Genomic DNA, 16,180 nt, shown 5'->3' with positions numbered 1-16,180 from the left:
GGTACAGAACGCATATACGCCGCGACTACTTTTCCAGCGATTCGTTCTAAAGCGTTTCGGCTAAAGCATATCATCTCTGTCCCTCTTTTCAGTACAGGATTTTATCTCTATGCAAATTATTTCAAATGTCAGTTCGATAGCCAAGCTTAAATTTTGCCTTTGATCTCCAAAGCTAAATCCTCCAACCCGTTCCGCCTTTTAACGGTTCCTTAGGAGCGTGGCTCGCGCCGCGCTCCTTTCGCTGTGCCGGGGGCAGTTGGTTCAGTTTTAAGGATGGTGAAGAATTGTCCGATTCTCAGTTTTCTCGTCTTTGGTGTAGGCGTCTATCTCCGCTTCTGAAATAATGGACCGTTTCTCACTGAACGGGAAAAAGCCATTCAACCACCTTTCCCTTGGTATGAAAACGATGATTTCTACAATCGTTTGTTCAGCGAGCAATAAAAGCGTAGTGCTTTGAGATGAACCTATCCTGGGTTTCGATGCCATCACGCAGGTGAAGTTTTACGATATTTTCCAATGTCTTTTTCCCAATACTAGGCGTTGCGGGAGATGACGGTTACGTGAAAACCCTCCGCAGCGCCCTTTCCCCGCCCGTCTTTCATCCAACGCAAAAAGAAAACAGCCCCTTTCAGAGCTGTTTTCCATCAAACTATCTTATTTTGCCACGTTCTTGTCGAAATTTGCAATGATGCTGGCGGCCTGAGCACGGGTGGTGTTGCCTTGAGGATCAAGCAGGCCAGACTCGGCGTGGCCGTTGATGAGGCCCTTGCCGTTGGCCCAGCTGAGGGCGGTTTCGGCCCAATTGCTGACCTGGTCACCATCGGGGAACTGGGTCAAGTCACCGGTGGCGGTGAGATCCAACTTCTTGTAGCTGGCGTAGTTGTACATCATCTGGGCAAACTGCTCCCGGGTGACGTTGGCATTGGGGTCGAACAGGTTGTTGCCCATGCCGGCGACCACGCCGGTGTCCTGGGCCCAGGCAATGGCGTCCAAAGACCAAGTGGGGGCCACGTCCATGTCGGTGAAGGTGGCATCCTCGGTCACCTGGGGCTTGCCCTCCAGGTTGTAGAGGATCTGGGCAGTCATGGCGCGGGTAAGCTTCATCTCAGGGTCAAAGGTGGTGGCGCCGGTGCCTGCCATCAGACCATTTTCGTAGACATAGTGGACCGCTTCGGTGTACCAGGCATCGCCCACATCGCTAAAGGGGCTATCCCAAATAAATTTGACAGCTACGGTCACATTGCTGCCGGGCTGGGTGAAGGTGTACTTTCCGTCCCCACCGGTCACGGCCACGGCTTTCCCATCCTCGTCGGTGACAGTGACAGTTCCCACTTTATAATCCTTGTCGGGGGTGGCGGTGATGGTCACCGTGTCGCCCTTCTTGGGGCTGGTGGGAGAAACGGTCACGGTGCCATTTTCGGTGGGCTCCACTTTGACCTTGTAGCCAGTGGAACCGCCACCGGAGTAGGGATAACTGCGGTTCAGATTCATAATGTAGGTAACACCGCCACTTACGATGGTGATGGTACCGTTGCCGTAGGGGATGTCCACCTCGGCGCTGCCTGCCTTGTCGTATTCCGTGCCATTGACAGTCACCGGATCACCGCTGATGAAACTCACCACGGTGGAGGCGGGCGCATCGTCATCCAGTGTGAGGACATACTGATCGGCGATGTGCTGTCCATCTTCATCCAGCGCTTGCTCAAAGTCGCCAAGACCCACTGGAATGCCGGAGAAGCGAAGCTCCTGCAGCCCCGAGGAATCGGTGCTGTTGTCGTAGAGCACTACCACGTCCGCACCCAGCTTTTCAAACTCAATATCCACCTCCAATGTCTGCTCACAGGTAAGGGCGGAATTGGTGGTGACTACCTTGCTGTCCAGAGATTTTCCGTTCTCGTCCAGCAGCACCGCTACCAGGGTACCCCCGCTGGGCTGAGACCGGAGAGAATTGTTCTTCAAGGTCACAGTGGCCTTGGTCTTTCCGCTGGTGTTGTCCAGCGTCACATCCAGGGTGGTGGTCTCCCCGGTGCGGGCTAGGGCGCCGGTGAGCTGGACGGAGGTCATGTTGTTGCCGGTGGCAAACTCCCGCATGACACCCTTGTCATCCCGGATCTGGGCCATGGCGTAGAGCTGCACGCCGCTGCCAGGTACTTCCTCCTGCTTCAGCGTATTGTTCACATAGTTTGCAAGGTTGTAGGTGACCTGCAATGTCAGTACGCCTAGGTCGAGGCGCTCCAGGACATCATCGCCGCTGAGGGTGATCTTATTGTTGCTGAGGGACACGCCGTTCTGCTGGCCCACCAGCTGGATCTCAGCGGGCTTGGTGTAGGCCGAGTCGGTGTAGAAGCCCAGCTCTACAGTGCGGCCAGAGCCCTTCAGCTTGGCGGCAGCGTCATTGTAGAGCGTCATCTGGACGGTGCGCTTGCCCTCGCCCTCAGACACCACATCCATGCTGCTGATGCCGATATCGTTGTAATTGAGGTAGAGCGTGTCGGTTACCAGCGGGTTCCCAGCATCCGCACCGATGGTGTAGGTGGGATTGGTGATGGAATCGTCGGTCTTGTACATCACGGTGACGGTTGCGCTCTCACCGGGGTATAGCGTGACAGGGGAGCCCGCATAGGCGCCCACGTCCACGGTCAGATTCGTGAGCTTCGTGGTGCCGGTGTTGCGCAGGGTAAAGACCACCGGCGTGAAGGAAAGGGTCTGCAGGTTCTGGTAGTCCACCACGATCTGATCCACTGTGACGGCGTTGGGCACCATGCTTCCGCCGCCGGTGAGGAGCTTGTCGGTGTCCAAGGGTACCGACAGGTCCTTGTAGTTGGGATCCATTTTCACCGGATCGTACCAGGTGCCGAAAATGTAGGCATTAACCGTGCCGCTGTCCTTCCAAGCGCTGAAAGAGTTGGAGAGGGTGCGATTCGGCAGGGTGATCAGAGCCTGAGGGCTGGAAAGGTACATGGTTTCGTCGATCGCGCACAGCTGGACACCGTAGAGGACGCTGTGGTCGGGCGTGGCGGTGCCGTCCTCGGCCACCACATCCGCGGTCTCAGCCCACACCAGGGTCAGTCCGTCCACGTCCTGGCTGACGCCCTTGGCGAAGCGGAAGTCGGAGCTGACGGCCAAATTGGACTCCCCGATGATGGCGCTGGTGCTCTCAGGCACGGCATACTGGTTGTGTCCGGTGTAGAGCTGTCCGGCGCCGTTCACGGCCTGGAGACGGATGTTGCCGTCACTGCGGCTGCTGTACCAGCCCAGAACGAAATAGTTTGTTCCGTCCTTGTTGACTGCTGTGACCTGGGGATTGGTGTCAATCTCACTGTCATTGGTGAGCACCACCAGGTCGCCCAGGGTGCCGTCGGAAGCCACAGTGCGGTAGGCCATTTCATAGCCGGTGGCATCATTGGCGTCGGTTCTGTCGATGGTGAATGCCAGGATAGCAGTGCCTTCAGGGAGCATGGCAGCTTGCAAGCCCACCACACTTCCCAGGGAGCCGTTGTAGATCATCTTGGCGTCATCCCATGTGTCGCCCTTGTACTGGCGGAACCAGATGTTGTCCTGGGTGTCGAAATTCAATTTGTTATTTTCACCTTCCGCGAAGGGATCGGCCGAGGAGGTGTAGGCGCTGCGCCAGAACACAATAGCATTGCTGCCGTTGGCCGCCGTAGCCGGAGCCAGGTCGGGGGAAGCATTTTCGGTAAGCTGGTTGACCGTCCAGGTTCCTCCGTTGTCCGCAGTGGTGGCCACCATGATCTCGGTGCTGTTGAGCAGCTGCTTCTCCTCGGTAGAGGAGAGCTCATCATCAGCATTCTTCTCGTCCAGATTCTCAAAGAGCCGGATCCAGGCAGCCACGGTGAAGTTTCTGTTGCCAGAGATAGAGGGCGACATATCGCCGTAGCCATTGTCATTAATGACCTTGCCCTCGGTACCCACACTGCCGGCCATGATACGGCTGGCAAAGTAGTCCTCCTTACCCATGTCGCTGATGTAGACCGACAAACTTCCGTCATCGTTCACCGCAGGCTCAGAGCCGGGGTTGGCATCGCTCTGTACCTCAGTAGCTTGGGAACCAAAGGATGCTGGGTTGCTCCAACGCTGGGAGGCGCTGCCGGCGTAGGCCGCCAGGTAAGCGCGGCTGAGCAGGGTGGGCGCACCCATACTCGTCAGGCTGGCGCCGGCGGCACCAGAGCCATTCCAGTAGCTAGTGGTATCTTGGTAGTTTTTATCAGAGCTCGTAGCGTTGAAGTGTCCCGATGCGATCACCGTCTCATAGGAGACAAACAGGAACTTGGCAAAGAATTTAATGCCCACTTCGCCGTTGACACCCACGGCATGGCCGCTTATCTGACTGTCATCCTCGTTCGCAAGGTAGGTCCGGGAGAGGAAGGTGTTGGTGGTGTCGCCGGTAAGACGGCCGTAGAGGCCAATCTTCAAGGCAAGGACACAGTAGTCAAAGCCCAGTCCACCAAAGGCGTCGATATAGCCCTGAATGCGCAGGGTGGTGAGATAGTCATTCACCGAGTCGGCCTTCAAGTGCTCTTCCTTCCAGCCGGAGGTGTCGCTCACCTGATCTTTGTACACAGTGGCAGCCTTGAAGTCCAGCTGCATAGCGATGCCTGCGGCAAAGGTGGCCGTAATGGGAACGGGTCCCACCCAAGCGTTGATGTTGGCCTGGAAGCTCAGGCTGGCGCCGGCGGTCATGCCGCCGCTCACCGTGCGGAAAGCCCACTTACCCTGATCAAGGTCGTAGTAGAACTGACCTTCATAGTAGCCCTCCAGCTGAGCGCCGATGTCCAGACCGGAGTTGGTCCGGTTGTACTTGGCCTCGTTGATGGAACCGATGGGGTCATAAGTTCCCTTTGCCATGTCGCTCAGGTCGTTAAGGGGCGGCACACCCACGTTCAGCTCTGCCTCCATCAGGCTGCTGCCCGTGGTAAAGCCGCTCGTGCTGTAATCAAAATCGTCGATATCCAGGCTGTTGTAGCCACCCCAGATGAGGACGTTGAATACGCTGCTGTCCTCAGAGGGGGTGATGAGCACCCGGAACAGCGGATTGCCGGTCTCCTGGAGGGTGTTAAGCGTGTTCAGCATACCTCTGATGTCCTCGCCGAAGGCGTCGCTCACCTTGTTGTCGGTACCAAGGCTGAATTGGTTATTGCCGACGCTGTCGGTGAAGCTGCCTGTCATCTCCAACACCAGGGCCTGGGCATCATCGTCCACCAGTTTCACATTGGTCAGATCCACCACCTGGAAGGGCATGGTGACGGTCTTCATGAGCACGTCGTTCTGGTAGATGCTGGCCGACAGGCTCTCCGGCGTCTCCGCCTCCAGCCAGCCGGAATTGGTCATGGTATCCTCCGTGAGCACCAGGGTGTTGGTGATGATGGGGATGGAGGCAAAGGGGAAGGTGTTCACATCCACGGTCTGAGCCTCGGGGGCAAAACCGTCCTCGCCGGTCATCAGAACATTGGATTCACCCAGGTCGTTGTCCACGCCCCAGAGCATGATGCGGCTGGTGAGTTCGGTGTATTTGTAGGTGCTGTTGGGACCCACCTTGCCGGTGGAGCCCAGCACACTGCGCACCTGCAACCCCTCGTCGGCGTTCTCCTTGGCATAGGACAGGGTTTGGGCGATGAGGAAAGGCTGCTCCGCTTCTCCGTCGGGCACCTTAGTGAGGGTGACCACGGCGCTGCCGGTGCGCAGCTTGTAGTCCGGGGACATGGTCCCCTGAATGTTCACCAGCGTGGGATAGTATGTATTGTTGTCAATGTCGCTCAGTTCGAACCAGTAGTCCAGATCCGCGTTGGTGAGCTGCCCCCCGTACCCGTCGGGACGGAACTGAGTGGCGTCCATATACACCGTCAGCTTGCCGTTAGGGTCGGTGGTGTAGGTGGCGTCTTCACCGCCGTTTTGGAGGGATCCGGGAGCGTTGCCCAGCAGGGCGTTGTCTGAGTAGATTCGGGCCAGGTACACACCGCCCCGGAGGGTGACATTGCCCACATAGGGAGAACCGTCGGGCTCGACCAGATAGACCTCCGCCTTGGCAGCAGGCTGAAGCGTGATGGTATTCAGGGGGTAAAGCTGCAGCTTGGCGGCGTCCTTCTCCCCGCTGGCCAGGTTCTCCTTCAGAATGGTGCCCAGGTTGGGATTCTTCTCTTCGCCGGAGCTGAACACCACGTTGCTGTCAATGCCGCTGGGCTCATAGAGAGCCAGCAGGCCGTCTTTATTGGTATAGGTAGTGACTCTTTCTCCGTCGCCGTTGGTGTAGGCCACCTGGGTCTTCTCCGCCGGAGTCGCCTGGAACAGGTAGAACTGATGGCGCAGGGTATCCACGTTCACTGTCACGCTGTCGCTCATACCGGTGGCGGCGTGGGTAGCGGTGACGGTGACGTCTTCCACATCGGCGGTGGCAGAGACCGACATCTGGCTCTCAGGCAGATAGGTCTCATAGGGCAGATCCTCAATGTTGTCCCACAATCCGCCCTGGCGATAGTTGACGCTCACAGCGTCAGGGTTGGAAGAAACCCACCGGATACCGTCGCTGATGCTGCTCCAGTTATAGTCATCGGCGTTGACGCGGATGAATTCAAGGAGCCCCAGTTCCTGCCGCAGGGCGAGAATGTCCTCAGAAGCCATTTCGTTTTCTTCAGAGGTACTCTCGGCGATCATGCCTTCCACCTTGCTCACATTGCTCAGGTTGATGGTATCGTCGCCTTCAATCTCCAGCGCTCCGGAGCGGTAAACGGTGATGACAATGGAATCGGTGCTGGGGGTGAAGTTGTCGCTGGGTTCTTCATCTTCCGTAAATTCCGTAAAGGTGATGGTGTAGGTGTCGTAAAGACTGCCTTCCTCAACCGATTTGGGTGTGAAAATTACGGTACCCTTGCCGCCGGAGACTGAGTGCTTGTCCAGACAGTCGTCGGCATTGGACGTTGCCCCATTCTCCGTCACACGGGTGGCGGACAGGGTGCCTTTGGCGTCTTCGTTACTGATGGTGCAGTTGAGGGATAGGGGATTCTCCTCGGTGATGGAGGTGTTATCCGCCGTGACCCGCATGACCGTAGGCGGCGAGAGAACGGTGATGGAGGCGGTGGCCGTGCGCGATTCGGGTTCGGTCATGCTGACCTGCACGGTGTACTGGCTTTGGGGATAGTCCGCCTTCAGATACTCCGCCGGGATGGTAAGCTCGGTCTCATTCTCAATGGTTCCGGTATAGACCGGATCACTGTTGGTGTCTTGTCGCTTGTACAGATTGACTGTGAAAGTGATATCCTTACCGGGATAATAGACAAGGGCGTTGGTGTTCCACTTCACCGTGGCATCCTTGCCTTCCTGAACCAGGGAGTCCTGGGCGTAGGTGGGGAACACCAGGGTCAGCTCATCGCCGGCGGTGACAGTGAATTCGAGCGGATCGGACTTGACGTCGTCAGATGTCTCCGGCGTGCCGTTGTCCGCCGTGAAGGTAAAGGAAACCTTTCCCACGGCATTGCCGGTCAGCGTGATCTGACCCGTCGCGTCGATGGTGGCAACCTCCTCATTATTGCTATGCCAGGAGCCGGTCACGTAAGTGGCATCGTCCGGCTTGATGGTTGTTACCTCAAGCTTGGGAATGTCCGTATCGCTTAGGGCGATCTGGTAATTGTATCCTTCCGGCTTCTCTGCCACGTCGATTTCCACATCAGTGACCGGCACTCGGGCGGGCACGGTGGTGTTGGCGGTGAGCCATTTCACGGTTTCCCAGTCGCCGCTGCCATCGTTCGCCTGGATCTGGACGGTGACGGACTGATCTTCGGTGGTACGCTCCACAGCAAGGGGCTCCGCCGTGAAAATGATGTTCTTCTTATTGGAGTCTTCACCCATTGTGAGCGTAACGGGCTGCGCATCATCGTCCCCCACAGTGACCAGCAGCTGGAAGGGGGTTTCTGTATTGGTGTAAAGGGTGCGATATTGCTCGACCTGACTGACTGCGATGGAAAACTCCACTTCCCCGGTGCTCACATTATAGCTGGCGCTGAGGCCGGTGACGGCGTTTTTCAGCACGGGAGTGGTGATGTTGACACCGTCAACGGTTTCGTTGTTCACCTCAGTGTTCCCGTTTCCCCAGTAATCAGTGATGGTGTCCTCGGGGATGCCCACGGTGAGGGTACCGGCGTCGATCTCCTTAACCTCGTAGAAGAGGGAGATGTACTTGCCGCTGGACGAGGCATGGACGTCGCTGAGAGAGTACTCTGCGTCGTTGATTTTGATTTTGGCGTTGTCCAGGTTGTCCACTTTGATAAATTCGTTGCCGGTGATGGTGATAGGGATCACGTCACCGCTCCGATAGTTGCCCTCTAAGGCAGAGACGGTAAGGGAGGGCTTAGTTGCATCATCAACCAGCGAATAACTGAGATTGGAAGTGGTAACCGTATATGTGTTTACGTCGTAAGTGTAGGTTCCATTGCGGTCGGAACCGACCAGATCCCATGTCGCGTTCTGATCCTTACAGAAATACAAGTACAGAAGAAAATTCAGGGGATAGGTCAAGGTGGAGGAGCTCGAGCCGGAGGAGGGCGATGTGGAGATCATGTCGTACCCGATGTCCGCCGTACCACTGCCGGAAGCGAGGTTGAGCGGAAAACCGCTTAAATTTTCGTTGTCGATAATGTAGGTGTTCTTACCGAGGAGGACGTCCTTCGGTACGATCAGCGTCCGGCTCTCTTCCGGGATTGTGCCGGCGTTAACGTTAGCCCTATTATTTTGCTGTATCGTGGCAGAGACGTGGGTGCGTATCGCTTTGTCGGACTCGTCGGGACCCATCCCGTCGATACACCGCTGCAGATAGGTCAGCGTATTCTCCAGTTCGGTGAGATCGGCGTCATACGCCAACGGAAACGACATATAGTTATACGTTGTGTAGCCGGCTATATCCACTTTGTTAGTCCTTCCGCTGGATGTCGCGGAGGACGGCATGTTCGGCAGAGCATATGAAACAGAGAAATAGCCGTTCCACTGGTCGCGCAGCGGGCCACTTGCTCCGTCCCGGAAGAAAAAGCCATCGGCATCATAGAAAGACACAGCCTGCCAGAGATCCCCAAATGAGAATTTGGCGAAATTCACATCATACTTCAGCGTCCCAGGGTTTTGAAACGTTGGTCCTCGCAGGCAGAGATACAGTGGGCCTCTATAGTCTTTAGATTTTGCTTGGATCGACAGGCGATATTCCCTAGAGGTGCCATTCTCAATGTCAATGATTGCCGAGTTTGACGTGGAAGTCAGCCAGAGTTCCTTGTTGGTACTGCTTGTTATCGTATCAGATATATAGACATCAGGCCTGGTCTTAAGGAAAGTTTCCGAAATCTCGGGGTTCAGAGCTTCGGAGAAATTGAGCTTAAACTTGACCGTGAGAGTGGTCCACCCCGGGATGAACACTTCACCCGCCTCAATGTAATATATCGGACAGGTAGAGCCATCGCCTAATGTATAATCTTGTCTCTTCACTTCGCTGGTGTCAAAGACGATCTGGTTCTCCGCGCTGTTGCTGGCGCTCAGGGTTATACCCTCCGTCTGGAGCTGGGTCATCAAGCTGTTCAGGTTGTCCTGAGCCTCCCCCTGGAAGGTGGCTCCGGTGAAGTACTTCTCCTGCAGATACTGCAGCTCCCGCTCAATGGCGATGATGGTTTTCAGGTCGCCCAGGGCGATGGGCATCTCGTCCACCTCGGCCACCTTTGTCAGATCGGTGGTCGGGTCATTGAGCTGAGCCTCGATCTCCTCCAGGGTGTACTCCTCCCCGTCCAGAACGATGCTCTGGTCGGTGGCCAGATTGCCGTCCTCGTCCAGAAGGCCCAGAGAATCCAGCAGGGTATAGGCCTCCTCATAGCTCTGGCCGCTGAAATCCTCCAACTGGGAGAGAATGCTCTCGTTTTCCGCCGGGTCGTTGTCCACCAGATCCCCCACGGCGGCCAGAGCCGGACTGGGCAGCATGGACAATGTCAGGCAAAGCGTCAGAATCAAACTCAATACACTACGTGATACGCGCTTTTTCATTCTAGTATTCCTCCCTTTTGGTTCTGTGTATCCATGATTCCTCGTAAAGTGTACTTTACGAGGAAGGGGCCATGGCCCCTTGGTTTTTCCGTTATTGGAATTTTCGTAAAAAAGAGACGTGTGGCTTTCTTTCATCTGTCGCTGGTATCAGAGATAACCTTATAGGTATTATACCATGAAACATCGCTTCTGACATCACCCGTTTGACCCCCTAAAACGGGTAGTGCCCACAGGGTAAAAACCCTGTGGGCACACTGTGGGCAGCAAGCGATCGCTTTACTGCAGCATATATTTTTTTAGGTCCTGCCGGCGACTGACATGGAGCTTCTCCCGGGCGGTGGCAAGGTATCGCTTCACCGTGTTGGGCGAAATCTTTAGGTGGTTGGCGATTTCTTGATTGGTCCACCCACGGGCGGCCAGCATGGCTATGGCAAACTCAGTGGTGGTGAGGTCGTCGGCCACATCATGGCCGGTGATGGGGTTGTGCACTTTACGCCAGCCCGCAGAGAAACGATAGGTTATGGAAATGATCCGTTTGAAATCCTCTGGCCATTCCGGTTTGATGACAGCCTCTAACATTCCGCCCAGCAAGCCGTGATGCTCGCCCAAGCCCTCGATGAGATCGTCCGGGCGGGCCAGCCTCCAGGCCTCCAGCACATGTTTTTTGGCCCGTTCCATCTGCTTTAAGCTCATATAGTCCATCACGGCTATCAGGTGAAGATAGATGGCGGAAATGGGGTATTTTTCCATTCCCATAGCCAGGGCGGCCTCCACCATCCCCACACTGACGGCGTATTCCTCTTTTAGATAAAGGTAGTGGGCCTGTACATAAATGGCAAAGGCCCTAGTCCCCAAGGGCAGCAAGCCCAAAAAGCTTTTGGCCTCCGGCATTTTGTCCGGCAGCGGCAGGTGAAGCAGCACCGCCGCCGCGGACGCCACAAAGGCTGCCGCCGTGCGGAACTGGGGCTTTTTTTCTACCGCGGAGGAAATGGCGGCGTCCAACTCCCTCAGGGCCAGACGCGCCCGGGGGATTTCACCCAGAGACAGGTTGGCGTAGGCGTAGATCAAGCAGGCAGAGAGCTGGGCACCCTGGTCCTCGTGGTCCAGAAATAGTTTCGCCTGCTGCACCGCCTTTTCCGCTTGGCCGCTAAAATAGTAGTATTCCGCCATGGCAATGTCTCGCTTGAGGCCAGTGGGCATGGCCGCAATAGCTTCCAGGCAATGTCCTGGTTGGAAGGGGCTGTTCATCAAGGGCATTAGGTTCTCTGTGTCGATTAACAGGCTTTCTTGCGAAGAGCTCGCTTGGCTCCCCGTATTTTCTCCATTACGCGAGCGGACGCCCTCCGGCTTTTCAGCCTCGGCGGGAATCGCCCAGGATTTTCCAAATTTTTGGATTCCAGGAATGCGGCCCTGCTCGCAAAGCTGCTGCACCGCCCGAATGGAGAGACCCCACTTTTTCGCGGATTCTTTTACGGTTAGATACTCCATGGCTTTCTTCCCTCCTGGTGCATTCAACATATTCAATTATATGCGCGATTGCGCATTATTTCAAGTTTATTTCTCCGAACGCTTCCCCCGTGGGAAACGGAAAAAAGCCGGGATTCCTCCCGGCCCCGCGCTCATTGAAATCGCTCTGCCGCCCCTTTCCAGAAGCTCACAGCTACTGGAGAACCAGGTCTCTTTGGCGGCAGTTTTCGTGTAGTCGTGCTCATTGGTGGATTCCACCACATAGCAGTGGCCATAGATGGTTATGCCCTCTCGCCTACGATGTCCTTGGACAGCCAGAGTGATCTGATTGATGTAAACGTGGAGCACGCTGTCGTAGTTCTCTCCCAGGGTTGCCACAGGCTGCCGGACAAGATGGATGCGGCTATCCACCAATCGGACTGTTAGTTTCATGGGATGGACCTTCTTCCCCCTGCTGGTTTTATTAGAGAGTAAAAAATGGATTTTTGCCAATGTGCGAATCAACGGGACCAATTTTGATGTTTTTGTAACGTTGCCGGTGGCTGCAAACCGCATAAATACTGGATTTTTCCAGGCCCCTTATGGTTATTCGCACCAAAGACCCCAGGTTTTGTTACCTGGGGTTTTATCTTGCCTTTTTGTGGGATACTGCCGGCACATCCGACTAGTTTGGCGATATCCTTTGTATAGATAGCACTGTTTTTTCGCCAAAACGGACAGTAAAGAACCACCCCAGAGCTTCTCGGCTCCGGGGTGGTTTTTCGTCCTGACCCATATCTGACCCATATCTGACCCATACCGCTTCCCCCTGGGTTTGGGTCAAACTCTGGAGCGGATACCACCGCATACCAGCCCTTGGATTTTTCCTCATAATAGCTGCTGTCCCAGCACTCCGTCCATCTTCTTCGCTGCCTCCCGCTGGGCGGTGGTAGTGACGTGGGCGTAGGTGTCTAAGGTGAACCCAGCACTGAAGTGGCCCAGAATGGAAGAGACGGTTTTCACGTCCACCCCATTTTGCAGGGCCAAGGTGGCGAAGGTGTGCCGCAGGTCATGGAACCGCACATAAGGCAGCCCCGCCCGCTTCAGCACCCGGCGGAGCATATTTCGCACGCTGTCCGGCGAGATGGGCCCGCCGTGGGCTCGCCCTCCAGGGGCTCTTCCCCCCATAGCCGCCGTTTCTCACCAGTGGAAATTGCCCTCGCTGGTCAGGGCGCCGTGGCCGCTGATCTCCGCGTGCCAAATGGTGATCTCCTCCCCATCGTCGTTGCGATAGGTCACATGGTCATAGCTGGTCCAGCCCTTCTGCCAGCGGTTGTTAGAGCTGTCATACATGATGTTGGGCAAGCGGGACAGGTCGCGGGCGCTCTCGGACCCGCTTTCCCCCTCTTCCGGGGCTCCCGCCGCCACGGCCCTGGGCGTGCCGCCACCCCCGATTCTGGGGAGGAACGGGCCAAACACGCAGGCCACGCAGACGACCGCCACATACAGGTTGTAGGCCGAAGAGATGGCCCACCAGATCACTTCCACGAAAAATCCGTCGCCCTCGCTGAACAGGACCAGGATCAGCTCCATCAGGGAGTACTCCATCAAAGCCAGCCCCACCAGCACCAGAAGCCACTCAAAATGGCGTTTTGCCAGGGCGTAAAGGACCAGGCCCAGCAGGATCACCCCGCCGCCAACCATCATAATCCAGTGCTTCGTGTTCCAGGTGGCGGGCTCCATCAGCTGGAAGCCGTCCCCCAGGTTCCCGTTGCCGCTGGTGGCCTGGTAGAACAGGGCGCCGCCGTACTGGCAGGTGAGCAGGACGAAGGAGAACAGCATATACAGGGACGGCACGTTGTCCAAGTTAAACCGCAGGCGCGAGGCGATAAAACAGAGCAGCACCCCTATCCCGATGATCAGCAGGTTCTTGCCCAGGCTGCACGCCAATTCCATCCACAATTCTTCGCTCATATGTCCCCAACCCTTCCTCTTTCCCTGCTGCCAGGGGCGCTTCTGTTGGGATGCCGCACAAAAAAGTGCATACTCTTCCCCCCAGAACCCCCGGCTGCTTTTATGGATATTATACCAACTCTTTCAAGATTTGCAAGGCTTTTCCCAAATCGGACGCGGGCAAGGCGCGGAAAAGGGCCGCCCCAGGGGACGGCCCGTTCCGCTTTTCTCCAGAAGGCTTACTCCTGGGTCTTTTTCCGCTTTTCCCCAATGCTCAACAGCAGGTTGAGGGCGATGCCAAAGATGGCGGCGCCGGCAATGCAGGGCACCTGCAGGCCAAAGAAGGGGATGTTGCCCCCAAACTGATACTGGCCCCCCAGGCCGATAATCATAATAGAGGCGATGACGGCGATGTTCTTAGAGGAGAACATGTCCACCTTCTTTTCAATCATAATGGCCACGCCCTGGGCGGCGATGGCGCCGAACAGGTACACCTCCAGGCCGCCGATGACCCCCTGGGGAATGCCGTAGATCACCTGGATGAGGGGGGTGAAGAAGCTGACGATCATGGCGATGACCGCCGCCACCATCAGCACCGGCACAGAGAACACCTTGGTAATGGCCATTGTGCTGATGTTCTCTCCGTAGTTGGTGCCGGCCGGGCCGCCCACCACGCCGGAGATCATGTCGCAGATGCCGTCGCCGATGAGGTTGCGGTCCAGCAGGCCCACCAGGTCATACTTCTTCTTGCTGCCCTTTTTCCTGGCCACGTCGTTGACGTAGATGTCCAGCTGGTACATGTGGGCGGTGGACTCGGGAATGGTGGCAATGGCAATGGGCATAATGGCCGCCACAGCCGCCCAGGAGACCTTGGGCAGGGAGAAGGCGGGCACCGCGAAGATAGAGCCGTCCCCCAGCTTCCACAGGGAGGCGTCCAGGGCGGCGGCGGGCACCTCGCGGAAGAGGTTGATCCCCCCGGCGTAGAAGAGCCCGGCCACCACGCTGCCGGTAACCACGCCCAGCAGCAGGGGCAGCTGGCCCAAAAAGCCCTTCAGGTACCGGGCATAGAGAATGGTGGAGAGCAGGGTGACCAGGGCCACAATGGTCCAGGCCACGGCCATTCCCTGGCTGACCTCTTCCCCCACAGTGGGGATGGCGTCCCCCAGGGCGTTGCCCGCCAGGGTGAGGCCGATAATCATGGCCACCGGGCCGGTGATGGAGGCCGGCAGGATGGTCTCTACCACCTTTTTGCCGAAGAACTTCACCAGCAGGCCCGCCGCAATGGAGATCAGGCCCGAGCAGATGATGCCGAACTGGGCGTACTGAATGGCCTCGGTGGGCAGAATGCCGTCCACCTTCTCAAAGCCCTGGGCGGCGCACATGCCGGCAATGGCCGTGAGATAGGCAAAGCTGGAGCCGTAGTAGAGGGGGATCTTCCGGCCGGTGATGAAGAGAAAGCAGAGGGTGGCCAGGCCGCTGGCGAAAATGGTGGTGGACACCTGGAAGCCTGTGACCAGGGCCACGGTGACGGTGGCGGGGAACATGACAATCACCTGCTGGATGCCGTAGAACAGCAGCTTGATAAAGCTGGGCCGCTCCTCCGGCAGGTAACCCACCGCGCTGTTGGATTGTTTCATTGGAACCGCATCCTTTCCTGTTTGTTTTCTTGCGATACGCCTTCCTCGTGTGGCAGGGCGGGAACTCTCCCCCCGCGCCTGACTCCGTCTTAGTATAGTATATTTGGCCCGCAGTTTCAACGGTTTCTTAACACAGTTCTAACCTTTCCCCCTGTTTCCGCCAGGGCGCGCCCCCGGGCCCTGTGCCTGGACGGGGACATCGCCGCTGTGGTGCGGGCCCTTGCCTAAAGAGAACACCGCCCCCCAGCCGCGCCGCGGAAAGGGGCGGTGCTTTTTTACAGGTTTAACAGGGCCACGGCGGCCAGGATCATGCCCACGGCGCCCCATTGGCGGCGGCTCAGGCGCTCGTGAAAGAGGAGGACGCTGCACAGGCTGATGACCAGAATGGCCCCCACGCTGTAGCAGGGGTACACCACAAAGGCGGGCAGGCGGGTAAGGGCGGCCAGCAGCAGCCGGGAGGCGCAGAAGTTGGGCACCCCCACCAGCGCCCCCAGCAGCAAATCCCGGCGGGTAAGGCCCTTTCCCCCGCGGGCCAACGGCGCCAGGGTGAACAGCCCCGCGAAGAAAAAGATGAAAAAGACAAACAGCCCGTCCTCCTCCCGGCGGCCCGCGTAGGCGAAGATTTTAGACATGCTGTCGCTGCAGCCGTTGAACAGCAGGGTGAGCAGCAGGGGCAGCAGCAGCTTTCCCCCGGGCCTGGCTCCTCCCCGGGGCAGGCCGTTCATCACCACCGCGGCCGCCACCGCCAGGGCAATGCCCGCCCCCTGCAGCCAAGAGGGGCGCTCTCCCAGAAAGGCCACGGAAATGCCGATGGGCACCAGCACCCCCAGCCGGGTGAACACAGAGGCCAGCACCGCCCCGCTTTTGCGGATGCTGTACCCATACACCGCCAGAGAGGCCAGGTACACCAGGCCCCCCACCGCCCCCAGCCACAGGGGCAGGGGGTCCCCCCGCCACAGGGCCTTGTCCTCCAGGGTGAGAAAGGAGAGCAGGGCGCAGGTGACATAGTTGAAAAAGTACACCCCATAGGTGTTGCCAGAGTTCAGGCGCTTGAGCACAAGGGCCAGCACCGAGCTGGACAGGGTGGCAAGAACCAGAAAAAGCATGTTCGTCCCTCC

The 16,180-nt window shown here is 57.4% G+C and carries 6 protein-coding genes and 1 pseudogene; all 7 read right to left on the bottom strand.

What is annotated here, in order from left to right:
* Positions 1-654 precede the first annotated feature (654 nt).
* The 7 genes and pseudogenes from ODJ80_RS12005 to ODJ80_RS11970 all read right to left on the bottom strand — a co-directional run bounded on the left by ODJ80_RS12005 (position 655) and on the right by ODJ80_RS11970 (position 16,168).
* Positions 655-10,026, bottom strand: a complete 9,372-nt coding sequence (locus tag ODJ80_RS12005; RefSeq protein ID WP_263042287.1) for an S-layer homology domain-containing protein — start codon at positions 10,024-10,026, stop codon at positions 655-657.
* Between the two features lie 276 nt (positions 10,027-10,302).
* Positions 10,303-11,514 carry a helix-turn-helix domain-containing protein gene (locus tag ODJ80_RS14100; RefSeq protein WP_317619924.1) on the bottom strand — a complete coding sequence of 404 codons (1,212 nt, stop codon included), beginning with the start codon at positions 11,512-11,514 and terminating at the stop codon, positions 10,303-10,305.
* A 66-nt stretch (positions 11,515-11,580) separates the two neighbouring features.
* Complete coding sequence (locus tag ODJ80_RS11990) at positions 11,581-11,925, bottom strand: hypothetical protein (RefSeq protein ID WP_263042286.1); 345 nt, start codon at positions 11,923-11,925, stop codon at positions 11,581-11,583.
* Between the two features lie 435 nt (positions 11,926-12,360).
* Positions 12,361-12,627 (bottom strand): annotated as a pseudogene (locus tag ODJ80_RS11985) (tyrosine-type recombinase/integrase); the annotation flags it as partial.
* A gap of 45 nt (positions 12,628-12,672) precedes the next feature.
* The gene (locus ODJ80_RS11980; protein WP_263042285.1) at positions 12,673-13,446 is read right to left on the bottom strand and encodes a hypothetical protein; all 774 of its coding nucleotides are present in this window, start codon (positions 13,444-13,446) and stop codon (positions 12,673-12,675) included.
* A gap of 218 nt (positions 13,447-13,664) precedes the next feature.
* A complete protein-coding gene (locus ODJ80_RS11975; RefSeq protein WP_263042284.1) occupies positions 13,665-15,062 on the bottom strand; it encodes a uracil-xanthine permease family protein in 1,398 nt (465 codons plus the stop codon).
* 275 nt (positions 15,063-15,337) lie between these two features.
* On the bottom strand, positions 15,338-16,168 hold the full coding sequence (locus ODJ80_RS11970; RefSeq protein WP_263042283.1) for a DMT family transporter: 831 nt from the start codon (positions 16,166-16,168) through the stop codon (positions 15,338-15,340).
* Between the last annotated feature and the right edge of the window lie 12 nt (positions 16,169-16,180).

The organism is Acutalibacter sp. LFL-21 (assembly GCF_025630755.1).
GTDB lineage: Bacteria > Bacillota > Clostridia > Oscillospirales > Acutalibacteraceae > Acutalibacter > Acutalibacter stercoravium.
The sequence above is the reverse complement of the archived record's forward strand: the minus strand, read 5'-3'. Positions and strand labels throughout refer to the sequence as shown.